The following is a 23,329-nucleotide window of genomic DNA, read 5'->3' as shown; positions in this document are numbered from 1 at the left end:
CGGCCCGGCTCGGGCGTTGTGACCGCGCCCCGCGGTGGCCGTACAGTCTGTGTCTGTATTCCTGCCCTGCGGTGAGGTCCACCGCGCCGGGCCTGCCTCCGCCGGACCGTCGGCGGCACACGGAAAGACGAAGCCCCGTGGACGTGCAGAACAAGGTCGACGAGATCGTGGCGGCGATCGAGAACGCCCGCTCGATGCCGATGTCGGCCTCCTGCGTGGTGAACCGGGCCGAGCTGATCGGCCTGCTCAACGACCTGAAGGCGGTCCTGCCCGCCGAACTGGCCCAGGCGCAGTCGGTGATGGCCGACCACGAGCAGGTGGTGGCCGGCGCCCAGGCCGAGGCCGACCGGATCATCCAGGGCGCGCACGCCGAGCGCGGCTCCCTGATCTCGGACACCGAGGTGGTCCGCCGGGCCCAGGCCGAGGCGGACCGGATCCTCGCGGAGGCGCGCTCCGAGGTGGAGACCAAGCGGGCCGAGGCCGACGACTACGTGGACAGCAAGCTCGCCAACTTCGAGGTCGTGCTGACCAAGACGCTCGGCGCCGTCGGCCGCGGCCGGACCAAGCTGCGCGGCGACTCCAGCGTCTTCGAGAACGGGTACGACGGCGAGACGGACGGCGAGGAGTTCCAGCCGCGGGTCAGCCCGAGCCCCGAGGTCGACGAGTACGTCGATGTGAAGCTCGCCACCCTGGAGAACGTGCTCAGCGCGACCCTGGAGGCCGTCGGCAAGGGCCGGGACAAGCTCCTCGGCAAGCGGCCGATCGACGAGCTGGGCGCCTACCTGGCCGCCGCCGACGAGGCGCAGCAGGCCAAGGAGCGGGCCGAGGCGGTCGCGGCGGGCTTCGCCGCCGAGGGCGACGGCGAGGAGCTCGCCTGGTACCGCGAGGACGTGCCGCAGCAGCAGAGTTGGCCGGAGCAGACCCCGGCCGCGGCCGGCTGGCAGAACCCCGGCGCCGACCAGTACGCGGCGGCCGCCCAGCAGCAGAACGGGCAGTACGCCGAGGTGTACGGCGGCGGCTTCGACCCAGCCGCCCAGGGCGACCCGTACGCCGCCCAGTGGGCCCACCAGCAGCAGGACGCCACCGGTGCGTACCCGCAGCAGCACGGGGACTACGCGGGCCAGCAGCAAGCTGACTACGGCTATCAGCAGCAGCACCACCAACAGCAACAGCAACAACAGGGCTACGCCGCGCAGCAGTACGACGCCTACGGCTACCCGCAGCAGCCCGCCGCCCCGCCGGTCGTGCCGCAGCAGCAGGGGCTGGACGAGACGAGCTTCTTCGACACGAGCATGATCGACATGAGCAGACTGCGGGAGCTCGGCGGGCGCTGAGTGCGGTCCCGGGGGGCTCCTCCGGGACCGAAGTTGGGCCTGGCGGGAGACTCCGGTAGTCTGACCACTCCGGCCCCTCCATGTCGGACTCTCGGCTTGCCCTCGCAAAGCCGCCGAGCATGGGGCCCACCGATCACCTTCCATGGAAGTCAGGACACCTTGAACCGCCTCGACCACCGCGACCCCCTCGTGTTCGACACGCACGAGCTCGGCCGTCGTCCGGGCTCGATGCGCACGGTGTCCCGCGCCCTGGAGGCCCCCGAGGGCTTCGGGATCATCGACGTGATCGGCGTGCCGGAGAAGAGCGAGATCCGGCTGGACCTCCGCCTGGAGTCCGTGGTCGAGGGCGTGCTGGTCACCGGCACCGCCGAGGCCACGGTCGAGGGCGAGTGCGTCCGGTGCCTGGAGCCCGTCGAGTTCGACATCGACGTGGACTTCCAGGAGCTGTACTACTACCCGGAGTCCGACGAGCGTCACCGCGCCCGGACCGCCGGGACCGAGGACCTCGACGAGGACTCGGAAGAAGAGACTTACCGCCTGGAGGGCGATTTCTTCGACCTCCAGCCGGTGCTGCGTGACGCGGTGGTGCTCGCACTGCCGCTGCAGCCGGTGTGCCAGGACGACTGCCTGGGCCTGTGCTCCGAGTGCGGAGCGCGCCTGAGCGACGACCCGGCCCACCACCACGACGCCGCCGACCCCCGGTGGGCGGCTCTGCAGGGACTCTCCGCCGCCCCCGGCGACGAGGGTGACGGGATCAAGAACAGCGACACCCGTGAGGGTGCCGCCGAGAACCAGGAGAAGTAGCCGTGGCTGTTCCGAAGCGGAAGATGTCGCGCAGCAACACGCGCCACCGCCGTTCCAACTGGAAGGCCGTCGTTCCGGCCCTCGTGGCGTGCGACCGCTGCCACGAGCCGAAGCTCGGCCACATCGCGTGCCCCAGCTGCGGCACGTACAACCGCCGCCAGGTCCTCTCGGTCTGATCGGCGGGGTGCACGGATCGATGTCGGACGGTAACTCCACCCGCAAGGCGTCCTCCGCCCCGAAGGGTCCTTCGGGCGGTGGCAGGGCCGGTGGGCCGGCTTCGACCGAATACGACGTCCTGGAAGGGCGCCTCGGGTACACGCTCGAGCGCGCCCTTCTGGTACGTGCCCTGACCCACCGCTCGTACGCGTACGAGAACGGCGGGCTGCCCACCAACGAGCGCCTGGAGTTCCTCGGCGACTCGGTGCTGGGCCTCGTGGTGACGGACACCCTCTACCGCGTCCACCCGGACGTGCCCGAGGGCACCCTCGCCAAGCTGCGCGCCGCGGTGGTCAACTCCCGCGCGCTCGCGGACGTCGGGCGCGGTCTCGACCTGGGCACCTTCATCCGCCTCGGCAAGGGCGAGGAGGGCACCGGCGGCCGCGACAAGTCGTCGATCCTCGCGGACACCGTCGAGGCCGTCATCGGCGCCGTCTACCTGGACCAGGGCCTGGACGCGGCGACCGAGTTCGTCCACCGCCTGTTCGACCCGCTGATCGAGGAGTCCTCTCAGCTGGGCGCGGGCCTGGACTGGAAGACCAGCCTGCAGGAGCTCACGGCCTCGGTGAGCATCGGCGTGCCCGAGTACGTGGTCATGGAGTCCGGTCCGGACCACGAGAAGACCTTCACCGCGGTGGCCCGCGTGGCCGGCCAGGACTTCGGCAGCGGCGTCGGCCGCTCGAAGAAGGAGGCCGAGCAGAAGGCCGCCGAGAGCGCCTGGCGCGCGATCAAGGAGAAGTACGCCGACCGGCTGCCCGCCGGCGCGTGACGACGCAGTAGCCTTCCTCCTGCCGATCCCCTTGCGCAGGAGGAATGCTCCCTTGCCCGAACTCCCCGAGGTCGAGGTCGTCCGCCGCGGTCTGGCGAACTGGGTCGCCGGCCGGGTGGTCTCCGACGTCCAGGTCCTGCACCCGCGCGCGGTGCGCCGTCAGCCCGCCGGCGCCGCCGACTTCGCCGCCCGGCTCACCGGCACGACGCTCGGCGCCGCGCAGCGCCGCGGAAAGTACCTGTGGCTGCCGCTGGCCGGCACCGGCGCCGGGTTCTCCCTGCTCGGCCACCTCGGCATGAGCGGCCAACTCCTCGTCCAGGACCCGGCGGTGCCCGACGAGACGCACCTGCGGGTGCGGCTGCGCTTCTTCGACGGCGGACGCGAACTGCGCTTCGTCGACCAGCGGACCTTCGGCGGCCTCGCGGTCGAGGAGGCCGAGGAGGGCGACCCGGAGGGCACGCCGGTCTCCCTCGCGCACATCGCCCGCGACCCACTCGACCCGCGCTTCGACGACGAGGCCTTCGTGGCCGCGCTGCGGGCCAAGCGCACCACCGTCAAGCGCGCGCTGCTCGACCAGACGCTGATCAGCGGTGTCGGCAACATCTACGCCGATGAGGCGCTCTGGCGCTCCAAGTTGCACTACGACCGGCCGACGGCGACGCTCACCCGCCCGCAGGCCGCGGTGCTGCTGGCCAACGCCCGCGACGTGATGACCGCGGCGCTGGCCGTCGGCGGCACCAGCTTCGACAGCCTGTACGTCAACGTGAACGGCGAGAGCGGCTACTTCTCGCGGGACCTCGACGCGTACGGCCGCGAGCAGGAGCCCTGCCGCCGCTGCGGCACCGCGATCCGCCGGGCCGCGTGGATGAACCGCTCCAGCTACTTCTGCCCCCGCTGCCAGCGGGTGCCGCGGTAGCGCGGCGGGAGCTCACGGCGGGGGCCGCCCGCGGGCGCGGGCAAGGCGCCCTACTTGTGGGCGAGTTCGGGCTTGTGGTCGGCCGCGTCGCCGAGGGCGCCGTGGTCACCCTGGCCGAAGTAGGCGACGCCGACGGCGGACACCACCGCGAGCAGGAAGCCGACCACGCCGAGCCAGCCCAGGCCCGCCTTGGAGGAGTCGCCGAGCCACAGCACGCCCACCGCGCCGGGCAGCACCGTCTCGCCGACCACCAGGGCGGCCGTCGCGCCGTTCACCGAGCCGATCTGCAGCGCGACCGTGTGCACGTACATGCCGCCCAGGCCGCCGATGAGGATCGCGTACAGCGCCGGGTCGGACAGCAGGCCGCCGAGGTCGAACGGCTCGACGCCGTTGAGGATGCGCACGCCGACGCCGAGTGCGCCGAAGCCGAGGCCGGAGAGCAGACCGGCGACGATCGCGCCCTTGGAGCCCATCCGCCGCACCAGCAGGCTGCCGCCGACCAGCAGGACGGTGGTGATGATCAGCAGCCACCAGTGGAAGGACATCGCGGCGTGGTGGCCGCCCTCCGGGCCGGCCGAGACGGCCAGCAGCACCAGCGCCGAACAGAGCACGCCGATCGACGCCCACTCCAGCCGCTTGAGCCGGATGCCGAGCAGCTTGATGCTCAGCACCGCGGTGATCACCAGGTTGGCGCTGATGATCGTCTGGGACAGGAACAGCGGCAGCAGCCGGGCGGCCAGCGCGCCGAGGCCGAAGCCGATCAGGTCGAGCACCGAGCCGAGGATGAATTCCCAGGTGACGGCGGCCTTCGCGGTCGAGGTCAGGCTCGGCCCGCCGTGCTCGGTCGTGGCGGTGGAGGCGCCCTTGGCGGCCTCCTCGCGGGCGGACCGGCGGGAACCGACGGCCTGCAGGACCGAGCCTGTGCCGTAACAGGCGGATGCCGCCACGGCGGTGACGAGGCCGATGATCACCGAGCGCTCCGATCAGAGGGGTTGGGGCCACGAAGGGCGTTGGGTCAAGAACGGGTAATGGACCGACGGTACGGGGCCGCTGTGTCCGTCCGCACGATACGGTCAGGACACCCCCTCCGACCGCTCCGGGCCTGCCGGGACGTACGTCCGGCCGCCTGCCGCGGTTCCCGGCGGCAGTCCGCTTCAGGGTGACGTGGGGGAAATCTCATCCCCGAGGAGGGGACGGCCCCGGCATCCGGCGGGGAATCCCTTCATCACCAGTATGCGAAGGGTATGCCGTGCTCGGCCGCCGGTCGCGGTAGCGTCGGGTGTCATGAGAACCCTTGCTCGACGTTCCCGGGGCACCGGGCCGCTCGCCGTGGTCGCGGCGACGCTGCTCGGGCTTCTGCTCCTGCTCGCTCCGGCGGCCTCCGCCGCCGGCGGCCTGAGCGACGCCGCGGCCACCCTGAAGAAGGGGCAGGTCTACGTCGCCCCGACGATGCTGGACCGCTTCAGCCAGGCGCAGGCGGACGCCCTGACCAAAAAGATCGAGAAGGCCGACAAGCCGATCTTCATCGCGGTCGTCCCCGACAGTGCCAACAAGGACACCATCCTCACCGATCTGCGCACCCTGGTGGGCATCGACGGGGTCTACGGCGTCTGGCGCGGGACCGGCGGGTTCCTGGCCCACGCCGACCGCGGCGCGATGGGCGTCGGCGCCGCGGAGCGGATCTCGGGTGCCGTCGCCCGCGCGGACAAGGGCGACATCAACGCCACCCTGAACGACTTCGTCGACCAGGCCGCCCCGCAGACCAAGGGCACCGGGGTGAACCACAGCACCTCGATCGCCTGGGTGGTCATCCCGGTCGTCCTGCTCGCACTGGCCGGCGCCGGCGTCTTCTTCCTCTTCCGCCGGGCCAAGAAGCGCAAGGAGGAGCAGGCCCGCGCCGAGCTGGAGCAGCTGCGCCGCGTGGTCGACGAGGACATCACCGCCTACGGCGTCGAGCTGGAGCGCCTGGACTTCGACCCGCGGGCCGCGGACGCCGACGACGTCCAGCGGACCGACTACAGCCACGCGCTCGACTCGTACGAAAAGGCCAAGCGCCTGATGGACGAGGCCAAGAAGCCCGAGGACGTGAAGGTCGTCACCGAGACGATCGAGGACGGCCGGTTCGCCCTGGCCACCCTGTCCGCCCGGCGCGACAAGCGCCCGCTGCCCGAGCGCCGGCCCCCGTGCTTCATGGACCCGCGCCACGGCCCCTCCGTCAAGGACGTCGACTGGGCCCCGGCGGGCGGCTCCGCCCGCAGCGTCCCGGTCTGCCAGGCCGACGCGGACCGCGTCGCCGCCGGCCTCGACCCGGCCGTCCGCACGGTCGACACCGAGTACGGCCCGCAGCCGTACTGGAACGCCGGCCCGGCGTACGCCCCGTACGCGGGCGGCTACTACAGCGGCTTCGGCGGCGGCCTGCTGCCCGGCCTGCTGGTGGGCACCGTGCTCGGCTCGATGATGAGCAGCGGCCCGGCCTACGCCGCGGCGCCGATGATGGAGGGTGGCGGCCACCACGGCTACCAGGACCAGTACGAGGGCGGCGACTTCACCGGGGCGGACTTCAACGCCGGGGACTTCAGCGGTGGTGACTGGAGCGGCGGCGGCGACTTCGGCGGTGGTGGCGGCGACTGGTGACCCGCTGACCTGACGCACGCCCCCGCTGCGGCCCCGCCGGATCCTCCGGCGGGGCCGCACTGCCGTTCGGTCCGGGTTTGAGAACACAACCCTGTGTGGCACGCTGGCGCTGTGACCCCTGACACCCCGGGCCCGCTCCCGTCGGCCCCCGCCGCCCTGCCCGGCCGGCCCTGCTCGATGGCGGCGGCGCTGCACGTCGTCGGCGAGAAGTGGGCCCTGCTGGCGGTGCGCGAGCTGTTCTACGGCAACCACCGCTTCGACCGGATCGCCCGCAACACCGGCGCTCCGCGGGACCGGCTCACCGCCCGGCTGCGGGCGCTGGAGGAGGCCGGCATCGTCGAGCGGCGCGCCTACAGCGAGCGGCCGCCCCGGTTCGAGTACCACCTCACCGAGGCCGGCCGGGACCTCGCCCCGCTCGCGCACGCGCTGCGCACCTGGGGCGACCGGTGGCTGCTGCCCGAGTCGCCGGTCACCTTCGACCACCAGCCGCAGGGGCACGAGCCGCACGACTTCGACGCGGCCTGGGTCTGCCGCACCTGCGGCCGGGAGGCCCGGCGCGGGGAACTGCACGCCAGGGTGCACAGCCCGGGGTGGACCGTCGAGGGGCCCGCGGAGCTGTGACCGGCCCCGCGGCCGGTTAGGGTCGGGGCATGCACGGTCGCGACGCCCATGGTGAGGAACCGGTCCGGGTCACCGCCTGGGTCCGGGGGAAGGTCCAGCAGGTCGGGTTCCGCTGGTGGACCAGGGCGCGGGCGCTGGAGGTCGGCCTGACCGGTTACGCCAGCAACCTCGGCGACGGCCGGGTCCAGGTGGTGGCCGAGGGCCTCGCCGCCGACTGCGAGGAACTCCTCGCGCTGCTCCGCGGCCCCGACACGCCCGGCAGCGTGAGCGGCGTGACCGAGATCTGGACCGCCGTCGGCGCCGGCTACGAGGGCTTCGAGATCCGCTGAGATCCACCTTCCCCCGCGTACGCACGGCCCCCGGGGGAAAAGATCCTCAACCGGCGGTGTCATACGGTTGCCATCCGGGCAGACTCGTGGTTGACTCCGCATCGAACGATGATCCACGAGCAGGTGGTGGACCCGGGCCCGGACCCCCTCGGCGTGACGACACCGCCAGGCAGGTGACAGGGGCGCGGTAGCGTGCGGTGATCGTGTTGACCCGTACCGTCTTTGGTGAGACGCTGGAAGCCCGCGCACACGACCGCGTTTTCCCGGCCGGTGCATGCCCTCGTGAGCCCTGCTCACGGTGGTTGCGCCGTGGTGCCAAGCCGGCACTTCCGGTGGCGCGCCGCGCGTGCGTCCCCCTTCCCCCTAGACCTGTACCGTTCCGGTTCGGTCACTCAGCGTGGAGGACCATTCATCATGGCAAAGGCGCTTCTCGGGTACGTCGGCGGCCCCGACCCGCGAATGCTCTCCGAGATGCGACGGCTTCAGCAGCGCGTCCAGGACCTTGAAGCCGAGCTCCTTCGGATGCAGGCTGAGAACGACGCTCTCACCGCTGTCGCTGACGAGCACTCGCTGCTCAACAGCATCGATCTGGACCAGCGGGAGCCGGCTCTCACCTGAGTCCCGCCCGGTCCTCGCAGATCGACGCCGCTGTGCACTGAGCCGCCCCGAAAGGGTCGCAGCATGCAAGGGACGCCCGGTTGTGGCGTCCCTTCGTCGTGTCCGGACGCCTCGGGTCGCCCGCCCGCCGGATACAGTCGCCGTCGGGGCCCGTGAACCCCGGCGAGCGATGAGGAGACCGGCCGCGTGCACCTGAAGAGTCTGACGCTGCGCGGGTTCAAGTCCTTCGCCTCCAGCACCACGCTGCGCTTCGAGCCGGGCATCACCTGCGTCGTCGGCCCGAACGGCTCGGGCAAGTCCAACGTCGTCGACGCGCTCTCCTGGGTCATGGGCGAGCAGGGCGCCAAGTCGCTGCGCGGCGGCAAGATGGAGGACGTCATCTTCGCCGGGACCAGCGGGCGCGCCCCGCTCGGCCGCGCCGAGGTCAGCCTCACCATCGACAACACCGACGGCGCACTGCCCATCGAGTACGCCGAGGTGACCATCACCCGGACGATGTTCCGCAACGGCGGCAGCGAGTACGCGCTCAACGGCCAGACCTGCCGGCTCCTCGACATCCAGGAACTGCTCTCCGACTCCGGCATCGGCCGCGAGATGCACGTCATCGTCGGCCAGGGGCAGCTGGACTCCGTCCTGCACGCCGACCCGATGGGCCGCCGGGCCTTCATCGAGGAGGCGGCCGGCGTGCTCAAGCACCGCAAGCGCAAGGAGAAGGCGCTGCGCAAGCTCGACGCGATGCAGGCCAACCTCAACCGCGTCCAGGACCTGGTGGCCGAACTGCGCCGCCAGCTCGGTCCGCTCGGCCGGCAGGCCAGGATCGCCCGCCGCGCCGCCGGCATCCAGGCCGACCTGCGCGATGCCCGGCTGCGGCTGCTCGCCGACGACCTGCTCGCCCTCCGCACGGCCGTCGAGGCCGAGATCGCCGACGAGCTCGCGCTGCGCCTGCGCCGCACCACCGTCGAGCAGGAGCTGGCCGGCGCCGTCCAGCGCGAGCGCGTCCTGGAGGCGCAGGTCGAGCAGCTCGGCCCGAGCCTGGAGACGGCCCGGCAGACCTGGTACCGGCTCTCCGCGCTCGCCGAGCGCACCCGCGGCACGATCGGACTCGCCGAGGCGCGGGCCCGGCACGCCGTCGCCGGGGGACAGGGCGAGGAACGGCGCGGCCGGGACCCGGAAGAACTCGAACAGGAGGCCGAGCGCGTCCGCGAGGAGGAGGCCGCCCTCGCCGAGGCGCTGGAGGAGGCCCGGTACGCACTGGCCGAGGCCGTCGAACGCAGGAACGAACTGGAACGCGACCTGGCCGCCGAGGAACGCCGGCTGCGCGACGTCGCCCGCGCCATCGCCGACCGCCGCGAGGGGCTCGCCCGGCTCCAGGGGCAGGCGGCGGCCGCCCGCTCCAAGGCCGCCTCGGCCCAGGCCGAGATCGGCCGGCTCGCCGAGGCCAGGGACGAGGCGCTCCTGCGCGCCGGGGCCGCGCAGGAGGAGTTCGAACAGCTGCAGGAGCAGGTCGACGGCCTCGCCGGCGAAGACGAACGCGCCGACGCCGCCCACGACGAGGCCCGCGCACGGCTCGCCGCCGTCGAACGCGACCTCACCGCGGCCCGGGAGGCGGCCGGCGCCGCCGAGCGCGAACGCGCCGGGCTCACCGCGCGCCACGAGGCGCTGGCGCTCGGACTGCGCCGCAAGGACGGCAGCGGCGCGCTGCTCGCGGCGGGCGAGCGGCTGACCGGGCTGCTCGGCCCGGCCGCCGCCCTCCTGCGGATCGCCCCCGGCCACGAGGTCGCCGTCGCCGCCGCGCTCGGCGCCGCGGCCGACGCGGTGGCCGTCGACTCGCCGGACGCCGCGGTCGCCGCGCTGCGCCTGCTGCGCGCCGACGACGCCGGCCGGGCCGCGCTGCTCATCGCCGGTGCGCCCGAACCCCCGCGCGCCGTGGCGGAGTTGCCCGCCGGAGCCCGTTGGGCGGCCGAACTGCTGGACGGACCGCCCGAGTTGGTCGCCGCCGCGCGGACGCTGCTGGCCGGGGTCGCCGTCGTCGGCACCCTCGACGACGCCCTGTCCCTGATCTCCGACCACCCCGCCCTGAGCGCCGTCACCGCCGACGGCGACCGGCTAGGCAACGGTTACGCCCGCGGCGGCTCCGGCGCTGCGCCGAGCCTGCTGGAGACCCAGGCCGCCGTGGATGAGACGGCCCGCGCGATCGACGAACTCGCCCTCCGCTGCGCCGCCGCGGCCGAACGGCTGGCCGAACTCGCCGCATTGAAGAGCGAGTCGGCGGCCGAGGTGGAACGGCTCTCCGCCCAGCGGCGGCACGCGGAGAAGGAACGGGCCCAGGTGGCCGGCGCGCTCGGCCGCCTCGGCGGTCAGGCCCGCGCCGCCGCCGGCGAGGCCGAACGCCTGTCGGCGGCCGCCGCCCGGGCGGAGGATGGCCTCGCCCACCTGCTCGCCACCGCCGAGGAACTGGCCGAACGCCTGGCCGCCGCCGAGGACTCGGCCGACGCGGGGGAGGACGAGCCCGACCCGGCCGAGCAGCAGCGGCTGGCCGGGGCCGCCTCGGCCGCCCGGCAGACCGAACTGGAGGCGCGTCTCGCCGTGCGCACCCACGAGGAGCGGGGCCGCGCCCTGGCCGGCCGGGCCGACCAGCTGGACCGCGCCGCCCGCGCCGAGCGCGAGGCGCGCGCCCGCGCCGCCGAGCGCCGTCGGCGCGCGCAGCACGACGCCGGGGTGGCGAACGCCGTCGCGGCGGGCTCCCGGCAACTGCTCGCCTGCCTGGAGGTGTCGCTCGCGCGTGCGGACGCCGGGCGGGCGGCGGTCGAACGCGAGCGCGCCGAGCGCGAGACGGAGCTGCGGGAGCACCGCGAGCACGGCCGGGGCCTCAAGGAGGAGCTGGACAAGCTGGTCGACGCCGGCCACCGGGACGAGGTCCTGCGGGCCGAGAAGCGCCTGCGGATCGAGCAGCTGGAGGCCAGGGCGCTGGAGGAGTTCGGCATCGACGGCGGCGAACTGCTCGCCTCGTACGGGCCCGACCAGCCCGTCCCGCCGGCCACGCCGGAGGAGGGGCAGGAGCCGGGGGAGCCGTACCCGTACGTCCGGGCCGAGCAGGAGAAGCGGCTGCGGGCGGCCGAGAAGGCGTACCAGCAGCTCGGCAAGGTCAACCCGCTCGCGCTGGAGGAGTTCGCCGCGCTGGAGGAGCGCCACCAGTTCCTCGGCGAGCAGCTGGACGACCTCAAGCGCAGCCGGCGCGACCTGCTGGACATCGTCCGGGACGTCGACGAGCGGGTCGAGCAGTTGTTCACCTCGGCCTACCACGACACCGCGGCCCAGTTCGAGGGCGTCTTCGCCCGGCTGTTCCCGGGCGGCGAGGGGCGGCTGGTGCTCACCGACCCCGACAACATGCTGACCACCGGCGTCGAGGTGGAGGCCCGTCCGCCGGGCAAGAAGGTCAAGCGGCTGTCGCTGCTGTCCGGCGGGGAGCGCTCGTTGACCGCCGTTGCGCTGCTGGTGGCCATCTTCAAGGCCAGACCGAGCCCGTTCTACGTCATGGACGAGGTCGAGGCGGCGCTGGACGAGACCAACCTGCGCCGGCTGATCGGGATCATGGAGGAGCTGCGCGAGAGCTCCCAGCTGATCGTGATCACCCACCAGAAGCTGACGATGGAGTCCGCGGACGCGCTCTACGGCGTGACGATGAAGGGCGACGGCATCTCCCAGGTGATCAGCCAGCGGCTGCGCGAGGAGCACCGCGAGCGCGGACCGCGTGCGGTGCCGCCCCGGCGGCGAGAAGAGGCGGGTGCCTGTGGGCCCACGGGTTGAGGCACGGGCCGATGCCGGGGCAGATGCCCTCGGACGCCCCGGATCACGGATACTGGGGGAGTTGTGACTCCTCCCCCTCACACGTGAGGGGCTTCTCGCTCAGCCGTCGGACGACCTCGTGACGGCCAAGCCCTGACCGGTGCCGGACGGCACGTCGGTCAGCGTATGGGAGGCGGGGACGCTCGTGCGTCGGTGACCGAAGGATCACTCGATCGAGGGACCCAACGAAGGAGAATTGCTTATGGAATACGTGATCCTTGCCGTAGTCATCGCCGTGGTCGCCGTCGGCGCGATCGCGGGCCTCGTCGTTTCCGGCAGACGACGCCGGCAACTGCCCCCGAAGTCGCAGGCGCCGGTCATCACGGCGCCGCCGACCACTCCGCGCGAGCCCCAGGTCGGGGAGGAGGCCGCGCCGCCCACCGAGGAGCCGCGGCGCACCGTCGAGGAGGTGCCGCTCCCCGAGACCGCGGAGGTCCCGGAGGCCGTCGACGTCGCCGAGGCCGAGACGGCTCCCGCCATCGAGGTCCCCGAGCCCACCGCCGGCCGGCTCGTGCGGCTGCGCTCCCGGCTCTCCCGTTCGCAGAACTCGCTCGGCAAGGGCCTGCTGTCGCTGCTCTCCCGCGAGCACCTGGACGAGGACACCTGGGAGGAGATCGAGGACACCCTGCTGACCGCCGACGTCGGCGTGGCCCCCACCCAGGAGCTGGTCGAGCGGCTGCGCACCCGCGTGAAGGTGCTCGGCACCCGCACCCCCGACGAGCTGCGCGCCCTGCTGCGCGAGGAGCTCGTCGAGCTGGTCGGCAAGGACGCCGACCGCACGGTGCGCTCGACCAAGCACGAGGAGGGCCCGGCCGTGGTCCTGGTCGTCGGCGTGAACGGCGTCGGCAAGACCACCACCACCGGCAAGCTGGCCCGCGTCCTGGTCGCCGACGGCCGCACGGTCGTGCTCGGCGCGGCCGACACCTTCCGCGCCGCCGCCGCCGACCAGTTGCAGACCTGGGGCGAGCGGGTCGGCGCCCGGACCGTGCGCGGCCCCGAGGGCGGCGACCCGGCCTCGATCGCGTTCGACGCGGTCAAGGAGGGCATCGCCGAGGGCGTGGACACCGTCCTGGTGGACACCGCCGGCCGCCTGCACACCAAGACCGGCCTCATGGACGAGCTGGGCAAGGTCAAGCGGGTCGTCGAGAAGCACGGCCCGGTGGACGAGGTCCTGCTGGTGCTGGACGCCACCACCGGTCAGAACGGCCTGATCCAGGCCCGGGTGTTCGCCGAGGTGGTCGACATCACCGGCATCGTGCTGACCAAGCTGGACGGCACCGCCAAGGGCGGCATCGTCGTCGCGGTCCAGCGCGAGCTGGGGGTGCCGGTCAAGCTGATCGGCCTCGGCGAGGGCGCGGACGACCTGGCGCCGTTCGAGCCGGGCGCGTTCGTGGACGCGCTGATCGGGGACTGAGCTCCCCCGCACACGGTGAAGGGTCCGCTCCCCGCTGGGGGCGGGCCCTTTGTGCTGGGCTCGGCCCTCGGGCTCAGGAGGCCATCCAGGCCGGCTCCGCGGTGCGCTCGCGGCCGCGGTGGCAGGCGTAGGCGAGGGTGCCGAGCAGCAGCCGGGCCTCGGGAGGACAGCCCGCGTTGTCCCGGGTCGGGCGGCGCAGCCAGCGCACCGGGCCGAGGCCGGGCAGGACGGTGGGCGGGGCGGCGACGTAGCTGCCCTCGCCGTGGCAGGCCAGGTCGAGCGCGGCGTCGTCCCAGCCCATCCGGTACAGGAGGTCGGGCAGGCGGCGCGCGGTGCCGGGGGCGACCAGGAACTGGAGCCGGCCGGTGGGGGCGGAGAGCACCGGGCCGACCTGGGTGCCCATCCGCTCCAGCCGGACGAGCGCCTGGACGCCGGCCTGCTCGGGGACGTCCAGGACGTCGAACGCGCGGCCGGTGGGGAACAGGACGGAGCCCTCGGCGTCGGCGGTGCGCGTGGCGGCCTCGCAGCCGGGCACGGGGTGCAGACCGGGGGCGGCGCAGCGGGCGGAGCCGCAGTGGCAGGCGGCCGGGGCGTTGCCGGCGGCCCGGCCGGTGACGGCGACCGCCCAGCCCCAGCGGCCGGTGTACTCCGCGGCGGCCTGGGACGCGGTGACCTTGGTGCGGCGGCGCGCGCCCAGCGGTGCCAGCCGCAGGTGCCCCAGTCGAAGTTCGCCGAACAGGTTGTCCATGCCTCCCCCAACAGGTTCTCGTTGCCGATGGTTACGGGAATGTGACTGTGCGTTGATTGTCCGTTGCGTGGTGCGTTGTGCGGATGCGGCGCGCAGCGCGTGGCGCGCGCCATTTGCGGTGGTGCGCCTCGGGCGCCGCCTTGTGGCGGCTGTGCCGATGCCGGATCGTCATGTGCGCGAGGCGGCCGTCGAGCTGGGCGGACGGCAAACTCGCCGGTGGCCGTGGTGGACCGTCGGGACTGCCGGGATTGCTCGGGGACTTGGCGGCCCGCATATGCCGACCGCCGCGACTACCCAGTGAAGCGTGTGCCCCCTTGGTTCGGTTCACTCCTGGGGGTGGCGAAAGGTGGCGTTTCGCCAGGGGCCGTCCCGCGGACCCTCGGCGGGGCATTACGTTCAGCACACGGACGTCGTCGGGGAGTCCGCTCCGAGCCGCAGGGGCGCGGGAGTTGGGCGAACTGACGCTCCGTCCGGAGTCGTGGCACACCAGTACGACGAAGGGGTGCGGCGGCACCGCGGCACGGCACGTCTGGCAACAGCCCGCAACCGTCGGGCGATGACGATCGGGGCCCTCCGGGGCCGGGCGGGATGGGGACGTTCCCATGGCAGAGAAGCAACCCAACGAGAAGCTGACCACGTGGTTCGCCCGCAGCGGCTGGTCCAAGGGGGAGTTGGCCCGCCAGGTCAACCGCCGGGCCCGGCAGATCGGCGCCCACCACGTCTCCACCGACACCTCCCGCGTGCGGCGCTGGCTGGACGGCGAGCAGCCGCGCGAGCCGATCCCCAAGATCATGTCGGAGCTCTTCTCCGAGCGCTTCGGCTCGGTCGTCTCGATCGAGGACCTCGGGCTGCGCGCCGCGATCCCGGTCTCCACCGTCGGCGGCGGCGTGGACCTGCCCTGGAGCGCCCCGCAGACCGTCCAGCTGATCAGCGACTACTCCCGCAGCGACCTGATGCTCAACCGTCGGGGCTTCCTCGGCACCTCGCTGGCGCTGACCGCGGGCGCCGCGCTGATCGAACCGATGCAGCGCTGGCTCGCCCCCGGCCCGAACGGCACCCCCACCCCGATCCTGACCGCGGCCAACGGCGGCGAGGCGTTCACCGGCCGGCTCTCCGAGCCGGAGCTCGAACTGCTGGAGCAGACGACGGTCATGTTCCGCCAGTGGGACGCGCAGAACGGCGGCGGCCTGCGCCGCAAGGCCGTCGTCGGCCAGCTGCACGAGGTCACCGACCTGCTCCAGGAGAGCTACCCCGAGCAGACCACCCGGCGCCTGTTCCGGCTCACCGCCGAACTCGCCCACCTGGCCGGGTGGATGTCCTACGACGTCGGCATGCACCCGAGCGCGCAGAAGTACTACGTGCTTGCGCTGCACGCCGCCAAGGAGGCCGGCGACCGCCCGTTCGGCGCGCTGATCCTCACCGACATGAGCCGCCAGATGATCCACCTCAACCGCGGCGAGGACGCCCTGGAGCTGATCCACCTGGCCCAGTACGGCAGCCGCGACACCGCCACCCCGCGCCAGCAGGCGCTGCTGTACGCGATGGAGGCGCGCGCCTACGCGACCATCGGCGAGGTGAACCGCTGCGCCCGGGCGGTGCGGCTGGCCGAGGACACCTTCACCGACATCCGCGAGGGGGACGAGGAGCCGGACTGGCTGAAGTTCTTCTCGCCGGCCGAGCTGAACGCCGAGAACGCGCACTCCTTCCGCGACCTCGCCTACCACTCCGACAACGCCGAGCTGTACGCGTCGATGTCCGCGCCGGTGATGGAGCGCGCGGTGGACCTGTTCCGCCAGGACGGCGACCACGTGCGCTCGTACGCCTTCAACCTGATCGGCATGGCCAGCGTGCACCTGCTGCAGAAGGAGGCCGAGCAGGCCGCGCTGATGGCCGAGCAGGCGGTGGACATCGCGACGAAGGTCCGCTCCGAGCGACTGAACTCGCGGGTGCGCAAGACCACGGAGGCCGCCGCCGTCCGATTCAAGGGAGTGGACGCGGTGAGCCGCCTGAAGGAAAGGGTCGTCCAGGACATCCCCGAGTACGTCTCGGTCGTCTGAGCACGCCCCCGCACCGGACTCCACCGACCGTGACGGCCGCCGCCGCCACGGTCGGTGGCGGTTGCGGCACCGGGCGTGGCGCGCGGAGGCACGGTAGCCCATCCGGACCCCCGGCGGGGCCGCGGTTCACGCAGGTGTAACCCGCGCGTCGCACGCGTCACGGCCGCGAAACAACCGGCCGCACTGGCCGAAACCAGCCTTCGGCACTCTCCTCTTCATCGCCGACACCCCGGGTGGCACGGGACAGGTACCCGGGTGGTGGATCGGCCTTGACGCAGAGGAGACGCCGATGCCGGACGGCTTCAGCGCGGGCGACACCGCCTTCGTTCTCATCAGTGCGGCCCTGGTCATGGTGATGACCCCGGGCCTGGCCTTCTTCTACGGGGGCATGGTCCGGGCCAAGAGCACACTGAACATGCTGGCGATGAGCTTCCTCTCGCTCGGCATCGTGACCGTGCTCTGGGTCCTCTACGGGTACTCGCTCAGCTTCGGGCCGGACGCCGGCTTCGGGCTGATCGGCAACCTCGACTTCCTCGGGATGCGCGGGATCGGCCTGAACGATCTGACCGGCACGATCCCGGTCACCGCCTTCTCCGTGTTCCAGCTGATGTTCGCGATCATCACCCCGGCGCTGATCAGCGGCGCCATCGCGGACCGCGCCAAGTTCGCCGCCTGGGGCCTGTTCGTCGCGCTCTGGGTGACCGTCGTCTACTTCCCGGTCGCGCACTGGGTGTTCATGGTGGACGGCGGCAAGGGCGGCTGGCTCGGCGACCGCAACGGCGTCATCGACTTCGCCGGCGGCACGGCCGTGCACATCAACGCCGGTGTGGCCGGACTCGCGCTCTGCCTGGTGCTCGGCAAGCGGATCGGCTTCAAGAAGGACCCGATGCGCCCGCACAGCCTGCCGCTGGTGATGCTCGGCTCCGGCCTGCTGTGGTTCGGCTGGTTCGGATTCAACGCGGGCTCGGCGCTGGCCGCCAACGGCGTCGCCGCGATGGCCTTCGTCAACACCCAGGTGGCGACGGGCGCCGCGCTGGTCGGCTGGCTGGTCTTCGAGAAGCTCAAGCACGGCGCGTTCACCACTCTGGGCGCCGCCTCCGGCGCGGTGGCCGGCCTGGTCGCCATCACCCCGGCCTGCGGCTCGGTCAGCCCGCTCGGCGCGGTGGCGATCGGCCTGATCGCGGGCGCCGTCTGCGCCGCCGCCATCTCCCTGAAGTACCGCCTCGGCTTCGACGACTCGCTCGACGTGGTGGGCGTGCACGCGGTCGGCGGCGCGATCGGCTCGCTGCTGATCGGCCTGTTCGCCACCGGCGGCGTCGGCCAGACGGCCAAGGGCCTGTTCTACGGCGGCGGCCTCGGGCAGCTCGGCAAGCAGGCGATGGGCGTGGCCGTGGTCGCGGCGTACTCGTTCGTCATGTCCTGGCTGCTGGCCAAGGCGATCGACAAGACGGTCGGCTTCCGGGTCAGTGAGGAGGTCGAGGTGGCCGGCATCGACCAGGCCGAACACGCCGAGTCCGCCTACGATTTCAGCGCGGTGGGCGCCGGTCTGGCCAGGGCCCTCGCCCCGGCCGTCGGCTCCGCGGTCCCCGCCGAGTCCGGCACCGCCAAGGCCGGTACCGCCACGTCCGCCGCCCCGAAGTCCGCCGCTCCGAAGACTGCCGAGAAGACCGAGGTCGACGCCCGATGAAACTCATCACCGCCGTGATCAAGCCGCACCGCCTGGACGACGTGAAGGCCGCCCTGCAGGCCTTCGGGGTGCACGGGCTGACCGTCACCGAGGCCAGCGGCTACGGCCGCCAGCGCGGCCACACCGAGGTCTACCGCGGCGCCGAGTACACCGTGGACCTCGTGCCCAAGATCCGGATCGAGGTCCTGGTCGAGGACGACGACGCCGACCAGCTGATCGACGTCCTGGTGAAGGCGGCCAGGACCGGCAAGATCGGCGACGGCAAGGTGTGGAGCATCCCGGTCGACACGGCCGTCCGGGTCCGCACCGGCGAGCGCGGACCGGACGCGCTCTGAGCACGTGACGCACCGCGGGCGGGCCCGCGATCCCCAGGGGTCGCGGGCCCGCCCGGTGGCGCATCGGCGCCCGGCCCGCCCGCCGGCGCCACCCCGCACAGCCGCCCGACGGACGGGACCCCGCATGACCACCGAGACCAGTCCTTCCGACCACGGTCCTTCCGGGCCCGGTGCCGCCGGCTACGCAGCGGCCAGGGCCGCGCTGCTCGCCGGCCCCGGCCCGGCCGGCCGCGAACGCCGCGCCGCGCTGGCCCGGCTCACCGACGACTGGCTGGCGGGCCTGCTCGCGTCCGCCGGTGCCCCCGCCGGCGTCGCCCTGGTCGCCGTCGGCGGCTACGGGCGCGGCGAACTGTCCCCGCGCAGCGACCTCGACGTCCTCCTGCTGCACTCCGGCCGGATCGACCGGGAACTGCCCGAGCGGATCTGGTACCCCGTGTGGGACTCGGGGGCCTCCCTCGACCACTCGGTGCGCACCGTCGCCGAGGCGCGGTCCGTGGCCGCCGCCGACCTCAAGGCGCAGCTCGGTCTGCTGGACGCCCGGCACGTCGCCGGGGACGAGTCCCTCACCGCGGCCCTGCGCTCGGCCGTCCTCGGCGACTGGCGGGCCGGCGCCCCGGCCCGGCTGCCCGAGCTGCGCGAGCTCGGCCGGGAGCGGGCCGAGCGGCACGGCGAGCTGTCGTTCCTGCTGGAGCCCGACCTCAAGGAGGCCCGGGGCGGCCTGCGCGACGTGGTCGCGCTCAACGCGGTCGCCGCGACCTGGCTCGCCGACGCCCCGCGCGACGGCCTCGACGTCGCCGCGCTGCGGCTGGCCGACGTCCGCGACGCGCTGCACCTGGCCACCGGCCGGGCCACCGAGCGGCTCAGCCTCCAGGACCAGGACCAGGTCGCCGAGCGGCTCGGCGTGCTGGACGCCGACACGCTGCTGCGCCAGGTCTACGAGGCCGCCCGGACCATCGCCTACGCGAGCGACGTCACCTGGCGGGCCGTAGACCGGGTGCTCGCCGCCCGGTCCGGCCGGGGCCGCCGGCCGGGGCGGCTGGCCTTCCCGTTCAGCGGCGCCGGGCGCGGTGCGGGCGCGGTGGCGCGCGGCGCGGTCGAGCGCCGACCGCTCGCCGAGGGCGTCGTCGAGCAGGACGGCGAGGCGGTGCTCGCGCAGGGCGCCCGCCCGGCCGCGGACCCCGTCCTGCCGCTGCGCGCCGCGGCCGCCGCCGCGCAGAACGGGCTCACCGTCTCGTACGCGACGGTCCGCAGGCTCGCCGCCGAGTGCCGTCCGCTGCCGGTGCCGTGGCCGGACGAGGCGCGCGAGCAGTTGGTCACCCTGCTCGGCGCGGGCGAGGCGGCCGTGCCGGTGTGGGAGGCGCTGGAGGCCGAGGGGGTCGTCACCCGGCTGCTGCCGGACTGGGAGCGGGTCCGCTGCCGCCCGCAGCGCAACGCGGTGCACCGCTGGACGGTGGACCGCCACCTCGTCGAGACGGCGGTGCGGGCCGCCGCGATGACCCGCCGGGTGGCCCGGCCCGACCTGCTGCTGGTCGCCGCGCTGCTGCACGACATCGGCAAGGGCTGGCCCGGCGACCACAGCGAGGCCGGCGAGGTGATCGTCCGCGACGTCGCCGTCCGGATGGGCTTCGACCCGGAGGACACCGAGACCCTCGCCGTGCTGGTCCGCCATCACCTGACCCTGGTCGACACCGCCACCCGGCGGGACCCGGAGGACCCGGCCACCGTCGAGGCGATCACCAAGGTGGTCACCACCCTGCCGCGCCTGGAGCTGCTGCACGCGCTCACCGAGGCGGACGCGCTGGCCACCGGCCCGGCGGCGTGGAGCGCCTGGCGCGCCTCGCTGGTGGACGGCCTGGTGGCGCGGGCCGCCGCCCAGCTGTCCGGGGGGCCGGCCGCACCGGCCGAGGCGGCGCCCACGGCCGAGCAGGAGCGGCTCGCGGTCGAGGCCGCGCGCACCGACGCCCCGGCGCTGACGCTGCTGGCCCAGGCGGAGGCGGCGGAGCCCGGCACCGAGCCGATGGGCGTCGAACTGACGCTGGCCGTCCCGGACCGGCCGGGGCTGCTCGGCACGGTCGCCGGGGTGCTCGCGCTGCACCGGCTGACCGTCCGCTCGGCGGGCCTGCGCGAGCTGGACCCGATCGGCGCGGGCCCGGTCCTGCTGCTCTCCTGGCGGGTGGCCGCCGAGTACGGCGAGCTGCCGGAGGCCGCCCGGCTGCGCGCGGACCTGCGCCGGGCGCTGGACGGCTCGCTGGACGTCGCCCGCCGGCTCGCCGAGCGGGACGCGGCGGCCCCGCGGCGCCGGGGCATCCCGACCCCGCCGCCGCTGGTCACGGTCGCGCCCGCGGTGGCCTCCGCGACGGCGACCGTCCTGGAGGTCCGCGCGCACGACGCCCCCGGGCTGCTGCACCGGATCGGCCGGGCGCTGGACGAGGCGGGCGTCCGGGTGCGCACCGCGCACGTCTCCACGCTCGGCGCGGACGCCGTCGACTCCTTCTACCTGACCGACGGGGAGGGCCGTCCGCTGGCCGCCCGGCGGGCCGGGGAGGTGGCGGCGGCGGTCCGCGCGGCGCTGGGCTGAACGGGTCACGAGCCCGCTGCTGACCGGCCCCCGGGCCCGGAGTGAGCGGGGGTGGAGACCGTACCCGGGGTGGCCGGATACCCTTGGGGACGACGACCGTACCGATACCGATGCCGCAGAGGACCCGCGACGACGTGTTCGACACCCTTTCCGATCGCCTCGCAGCGACGTTCAAGAACCTCCGGGGCAAGGGCCGCCTGAGCGAGGCGGACATCGACGCCACCGCCCGCGAGATCCGCATCGCGCTGCTGGAGGCGGACGTCGCGCTGCCGGTCGTCCGGGCCTTCATCAAGCAGGTCAAGGACCGGGCGCTCGGTGCCGAGGTCTCGGGCGCGCTGAACCCGGCGCAGCAGATCATCAAGATCGTCAACGAGGAGCTCATCGCGATCCTCGGCGGCGAGACCCGCCGGGTGCGGTTCGCGAAGAACGGCCCCACGGTGATCATGCTCGCCGGTCTGCAGGGTGCCGGTAAGACCACCCTCGCGGGCAAGCTCGGCCACTGGCTGAAGAAGCAGAAGCACACCCCGCTGCTGGTCGCCTGCGACCTCCAGCGCCCCAACGCGGTCAACCAGCTCCAGGTGGTCGCCGAGCGCGCCGGCGTGGCCTTCTACGGCCCGCAGCCGGGCAACGGCGTCGGCGACCCGGTGCAGGTGGCCGAGGACTCGATCGAGTACGCCAAGCAGAAGCAGTACGACGTCGTCATCGTCGACACCGCCGGCCGCCTCGGCATCGACGCCGAGCTGATGCGCCAGGCCGCGGACATCCGCGCCGCGGTGAACCCGGACGAGGTCCTGTTCGTCGTCGACGCGATGATCGGCCAGGACGCGGTCACCACCGCGCAGGCCTTCCTCGACGGCGTCGACTTCACCGGTGTCGTGCTCTCCAAGCTCGACGGCGACGCCCGCGGTGGTGCGGCCCTCTCGGTCGCGCACGTCACCGGTCGGCAGATCATGTTCGCCTCGAACGGCGAGAAGGTCGACGACTTCGACGCCTTCCACCCGGACCGGATGGCCTCGCGCATCCTCGGCATGGGTGACGTCCTCTCGCTGATCGAGAAGGCCGAGCAGACCTTCTCCCAGGCCGAGGCCGAGAAGATCGCCGCCAAGCTGCGCGGCGGCCCGAAGGCCTTCACGCTGGACGACTTCCTGTCCCAGCTGGAGCAGGTCCAGAAGATGGGCTCGATCTCCAAGCTGCTCGGCATGCTGCCCGGCATGGGCCAGATCCGCGAGCAGATCAACAACATCGACGACAAGGACGTCAACCGCGTCGGCGCCATCATCAAGTCGATGACGCCGGCCGAGCGCGCCGAGCCGGAGCTGATCAACGGCTCCCGCCGGGCCCGCATCGCCAAGGGCTCGGGCGTCCAGGTCGGCGAGGTCAAGAACCTGGTCGAGCGGTTCTTCGACGCCCGCAAGATGATGTCCGCGATGGCCTCCGGCAAGGGCATGCCCGGCATGCCGGGGATCCCGGGCATGGGCGGCGGCGCGAAGAAGTCCGCCAAGAAGGCCCCGCAGGCCAAGGGCAAGCGCAAGAGTGGCAACCCGCTGAAGCGCGCGCAGGAGGAGGCGGCCGCCGCCGAGCGGCGCGCGCTCGGCCCGGGCGGCGCCCAGGCCCCCGGAGACGGCGGGGCGTTCGGCCTCGGCGCGGGCAAGGGACCGGCCGACTTCGAGCTCCCCAAGGAGTTCAAGGACCTCCTGTAGGCCTTCGAGCGGTTTTGGGGGCCGGGTCCTGTCGGCCCCCACCGTCTCCACCGTCGTCGCTGATCGGCCCGTCGTCCGGATTATCCGGGCGGCGGGCCGATCGCGTGTCCGATGATGGTGGGGTGCGAGTGACGATCAGGGCCCCGCGGGCCGAGGACGAGGGTGCGTACGCCGAGGCGGTCCGACGGTCCGCCGAGCACATCGGGAGATGGAACCCGGTCGAGCCGAACGGGCTGCCCGACCTGCTGGAGCGCCAGGGAGCCGGCCTGCGGACCTTCCTGATCGTCGACCGCGAGACCCGTGGCCTGGTCGGCAAGGTGAACGTGGCCAACATCGTGATGGGCCGCTTCTGCAACGCCTCCCTCGGCTACGACTCCTACCTGCCCTTCGCCGGCACCGGGCGGATGACCGAGGGCATGCGGCTGGTCGTGGACGGCTGCTTCGCCCCGCAGTCGACGGGCGGGCTCGGGCTGCACCGGCTGGAGATCAACGTGCAGCCGGACAACGAGCGGTCGATCGCGCTGGCGAAGCGGCTGGGGTTCCGGCACGAGGGCTACACGCCGCGGATGCTGTTCCTGCAGGGCGCGTGGCGCGACCACGAGCGGTTCGCGATGACCGTCGAGGAGTGGCCGGGCTCGGGCGCCTGAGGGGCGGGTCGGGGGCGGCCTGGCGGCGCGCTCGGGGCCGGTCTGGCGGGTCGCTCGGGGCGGGTCGGGGGCGCGG

At 73.5% G+C, this 23,329-nt stretch carries 19 protein-coding genes; 17 read left to right on the top strand and 2 right to left on the bottom strand.

Features of this window, described 5'->3' with window-relative positions; translation table 11 throughout:
• The first annotated feature begins 137 nt into the window (after positions 1 to 137).
• From PUR71_RS26935 to mutM, 5 genes are all read left to right on the top strand, one after another.
• Complete coding sequence (locus PUR71_RS26935; RefSeq protein WP_329929719.1) at positions 138 to 1,334, top strand: ATP synthase F0 subunit B; 1,197 nt, start codon at positions 138 to 140, stop codon at positions 1,332 to 1,334.
• A 159-nt stretch (positions 1,335 to 1,493) separates the two neighbouring features.
• The gene (locus tag PUR71_RS26930) at positions 1,494 to 2,138 is read left to right on the top strand and encodes a YceD family protein (RefSeq protein ID WP_329929718.1); all 645 of its coding nucleotides are present in this window, start codon (positions 1,494 to 1,496) and stop codon (positions 2,136 to 2,138) included.
• 2 nt (positions 2,139 to 2,140) lie between these two features.
• Positions 2,141 to 2,314 (top strand): 50S ribosomal protein L32, encoded by a 174-nt coding sequence (gene rpmF, locus PUR71_RS26925; RefSeq protein WP_030056747.1) that lies wholly within the window; start codon positions 2,141 to 2,143, stop codon positions 2,312 to 2,314.
• Positions 2,315 to 2,334: 20 nt separating this feature from the next.
• Complete coding sequence (gene rnc / locus PUR71_RS26920; protein ID WP_329929717.1) at positions 2,335 to 3,123, top strand: ribonuclease III; 789 nt, start codon at positions 2,335 to 2,337, stop codon at positions 3,121 to 3,123.
• Positions 3,124 to 3,175: 52 nt separating this feature from the next.
• The gene (gene mutM, locus PUR71_RS26915) at positions 3,176 to 4,039 is read left to right on the top strand and encodes a bifunctional DNA-formamidopyrimidine glycosylase/DNA-(apurinic or apyrimidinic site) lyase (RefSeq protein WP_329929716.1); all 864 of its coding nucleotides are present in this window, start codon (positions 3,176 to 3,178) and stop codon (positions 4,037 to 4,039) included.
• A gap of 50 nt (positions 4,040 to 4,089) precedes the next feature.
• Here the strand turns inward: mutM and PUR71_RS26910 are convergent, their stop codons facing one another.
• Complete coding sequence (locus PUR71_RS26910) at positions 4,090 to 5,010, bottom strand: hypothetical protein (protein WP_329929715.1); 921 nt, start codon at positions 5,008 to 5,010, stop codon at positions 4,090 to 4,092.
• A 313-nt stretch (positions 5,011 to 5,323) separates the two neighbouring features.
• Here PUR71_RS26910 and PUR71_RS26905 point away from each other — a divergent pair, with 313 nt between their 5' ends.
• The 6 genes from PUR71_RS26905 to ftsY all read left to right on the top strand — a co-directional run bounded on the left by PUR71_RS26905 (position 5,324) and on the right by ftsY (position 13,501).
• Positions 5,324 to 6,673: a hypothetical protein gene (locus tag PUR71_RS26905; RefSeq protein WP_329929714.1), complete on the top strand. Its 1,350-nt coding sequence runs from the start codon at positions 5,324 to 5,326 to the stop codon at positions 6,671 to 6,673.
• A gap of 111 nt (positions 6,674 to 6,784) precedes the next feature.
• Positions 6,785 to 7,294 (top strand): winged helix-turn-helix transcriptional regulator, encoded by a 510-nt coding sequence (locus tag PUR71_RS26900; protein ID WP_329929713.1) that lies wholly within the window; start codon positions 6,785 to 6,787, stop codon positions 7,292 to 7,294.
• A gap of 29 nt (positions 7,295 to 7,323) precedes the next feature.
• Positions 7,324 to 7,623, top strand: coding sequence for an acylphosphatase (locus PUR71_RS26895; protein WP_329929712.1), 300 nt, complete (start codon positions 7,324 to 7,326; stop codon positions 7,621 to 7,623).
• A gap of 414 nt (positions 7,624 to 8,037) precedes the next feature.
• Positions 8,038 to 8,241: a hypothetical protein gene (locus PUR71_RS26890; RefSeq protein WP_045702518.1), complete on the top strand. Its 204-nt coding sequence runs from the start codon at positions 8,038 to 8,040 to the stop codon at positions 8,239 to 8,241.
• Between the two features lie 186 nt (positions 8,242 to 8,427).
• Positions 8,428 to 12,048, top strand: coding sequence for a chromosome segregation protein SMC (gene smc, locus PUR71_RS26885; protein WP_329929711.1), 3,621 nt, complete (start codon positions 8,428 to 8,430; stop codon positions 12,046 to 12,048).
• Positions 12,049 to 12,289: 241 nt separating this feature from the next.
• Positions 12,290 to 13,501 carry a signal recognition particle-docking protein FtsY gene (ftsY, locus tag PUR71_RS26880; RefSeq protein WP_329929710.1) on the top strand — a complete coding sequence of 404 codons (1,212 nt, stop codon included), beginning with the start codon at positions 12,290 to 12,292 and terminating at the stop codon, positions 13,499 to 13,501.
• A 73-nt stretch (positions 13,502 to 13,574) separates the two neighbouring features.
• Here the strand turns inward: ftsY and PUR71_RS26875 are convergent, their stop codons facing one another.
• A complete protein-coding gene (locus PUR71_RS26875) occupies positions 13,575 to 14,249 on the bottom strand; it encodes a bifunctional DNA primase/polymerase (protein ID WP_329929709.1) in 675 nt (224 codons plus the stop codon).
• Positions 14,250 to 14,851: 602 nt separating this feature from the next.
• On the opposite strand from PUR71_RS26875, the gene nsdA reads away from it, so the two are divergent.
• The 6 genes from nsdA to PUR71_RS26845 all read left to right on the top strand — a co-directional run bounded on the left by nsdA (position 14,852) and on the right by PUR71_RS26845 (position 23,253).
• Positions 14,852 to 16,306, top strand: coding sequence for a transcriptional repressor NsdA (gene nsdA / locus PUR71_RS26870; RefSeq protein ID WP_329929708.1), 1,455 nt, complete (start codon positions 14,852 to 14,854; stop codon positions 16,304 to 16,306).
• A gap of 289 nt (positions 16,307 to 16,595) precedes the next feature.
• On the top strand, positions 16,596 to 17,993 hold the full coding sequence (locus PUR71_RS26865; RefSeq protein WP_329929707.1) for an ammonium transporter: 1,398 nt from the start codon (positions 16,596 to 16,598) through the stop codon (positions 17,991 to 17,993).
• Positions 17,990 to 18,328 carry a P-II family nitrogen regulator gene (locus PUR71_RS26860; protein WP_218207157.1) on the top strand — a complete coding sequence of 113 codons (339 nt, stop codon included), beginning with the start codon at positions 17,990 to 17,992 and terminating at the stop codon, positions 18,326 to 18,328. Before PUR71_RS26865 ends, PUR71_RS26860 begins: the two co-directional genes overlap by 4 nt.
• 124 nt (positions 18,329 to 18,452) lie before the next feature.
• Positions 18,453 to 20,906, top strand: a complete 2,454-nt coding sequence (locus tag PUR71_RS26855; RefSeq protein ID WP_329929706.1) for a [protein-PII] uridylyltransferase — start codon at positions 18,453 to 18,455, stop codon at positions 20,904 to 20,906.
• Positions 20,907 to 21,040: 134 nt separating this feature from the next.
• Complete coding sequence (gene ffh, locus PUR71_RS26850) at positions 21,041 to 22,606, top strand: signal recognition particle protein (RefSeq protein WP_329929746.1); 1,566 nt, start codon at positions 21,041 to 21,043, stop codon at positions 22,604 to 22,606.
• A gap of 122 nt (positions 22,607 to 22,728) precedes the next feature.
• Complete coding sequence (locus PUR71_RS26845; RefSeq protein WP_329929705.1) at positions 22,729 to 23,253, top strand: GNAT family N-acetyltransferase; 525 nt, start codon at positions 22,729 to 22,731, stop codon at positions 23,251 to 23,253.
• The last annotated feature ends 76 nt before the right edge of the window (positions 23,254 to 23,329 follow it).

The sequence above is a fragment of the Streptomyces sp. SP17BM10 genome (genome assembly GCF_036322405.1).
In the GTDB taxonomy this organism is placed as follows: Bacteria; Actinomycetota; Actinomycetes; order Streptomycetales; family Streptomycetaceae; genus Kitasatospora.
Note: the sequence above shows the minus strand (reverse complement) of the source record. Positions and strands in the feature narration are given on the sequence as shown.

What these genes read in the sequence shown, in the direction of transcription:
- rnc (WP_329929717.1), top strand. Translation starts at nt 2,335, where the DNA reads ATGTCGGACGGTAACTCCACCCGCAAGGCGTCCTCCGCCCCGAAGGGT.
- PUR71_RS26905 (WP_329929714.1), top strand. Translation starts at nt 5,324, where the DNA reads ATGAGAACCCTTGCTCGACGTTCCCGGGGCACCGGGCCGCTCGCCGTG.
- PUR71_RS26895 (WP_329929712.1), top strand. Translation starts at nt 7,324, where the DNA reads ATGCACGGTCGCGACGCCCATGGTGAGGAACCGGTCCGGGTCACCGCC.
- PUR71_RS26890 (WP_045702518.1), top strand. Translation starts at nt 8,038, where the DNA reads ATGGCAAAGGCGCTTCTCGGGTACGTCGGCGGCCCCGACCCGCGAATG.
- ftsY (WP_329929710.1), top strand. Translation starts at nt 12,290, where the DNA reads ATGGAATACGTGATCCTTGCCGTAGTCATCGCCGTGGTCGCCGTCGGC.
- PUR71_RS26875 (WP_329929709.1), bottom strand. Translation starts at nt 14,249, where the DNA reads ATGGACAACCTGTTCGGCGAACTTCGACTGGGGCACCTGCGGCTGGCA.
- nsdA (WP_329929708.1), top strand. Translation starts at nt 14,852, where the DNA reads ATGGCAGAGAAGCAACCCAACGAGAAGCTGACCACGTGGTTCGCCCGC.
- PUR71_RS26865 (WP_329929707.1), top strand. Translation starts at nt 16,596, where the DNA reads ATGCCGGACGGCTTCAGCGCGGGCGACACCGCCTTCGTTCTCATCAGT.
- PUR71_RS26860 (WP_218207157.1), top strand. Translation starts at nt 17,990, where the DNA reads ATGAAACTCATCACCGCCGTGATCAAGCCGCACCGCCTGGACGACGTG.
- PUR71_RS26855 (WP_329929706.1), top strand. Translation starts at nt 18,453, where the DNA reads ATGACCACCGAGACCAGTCCTTCCGACCACGGTCCTTCCGGGCCCGGT.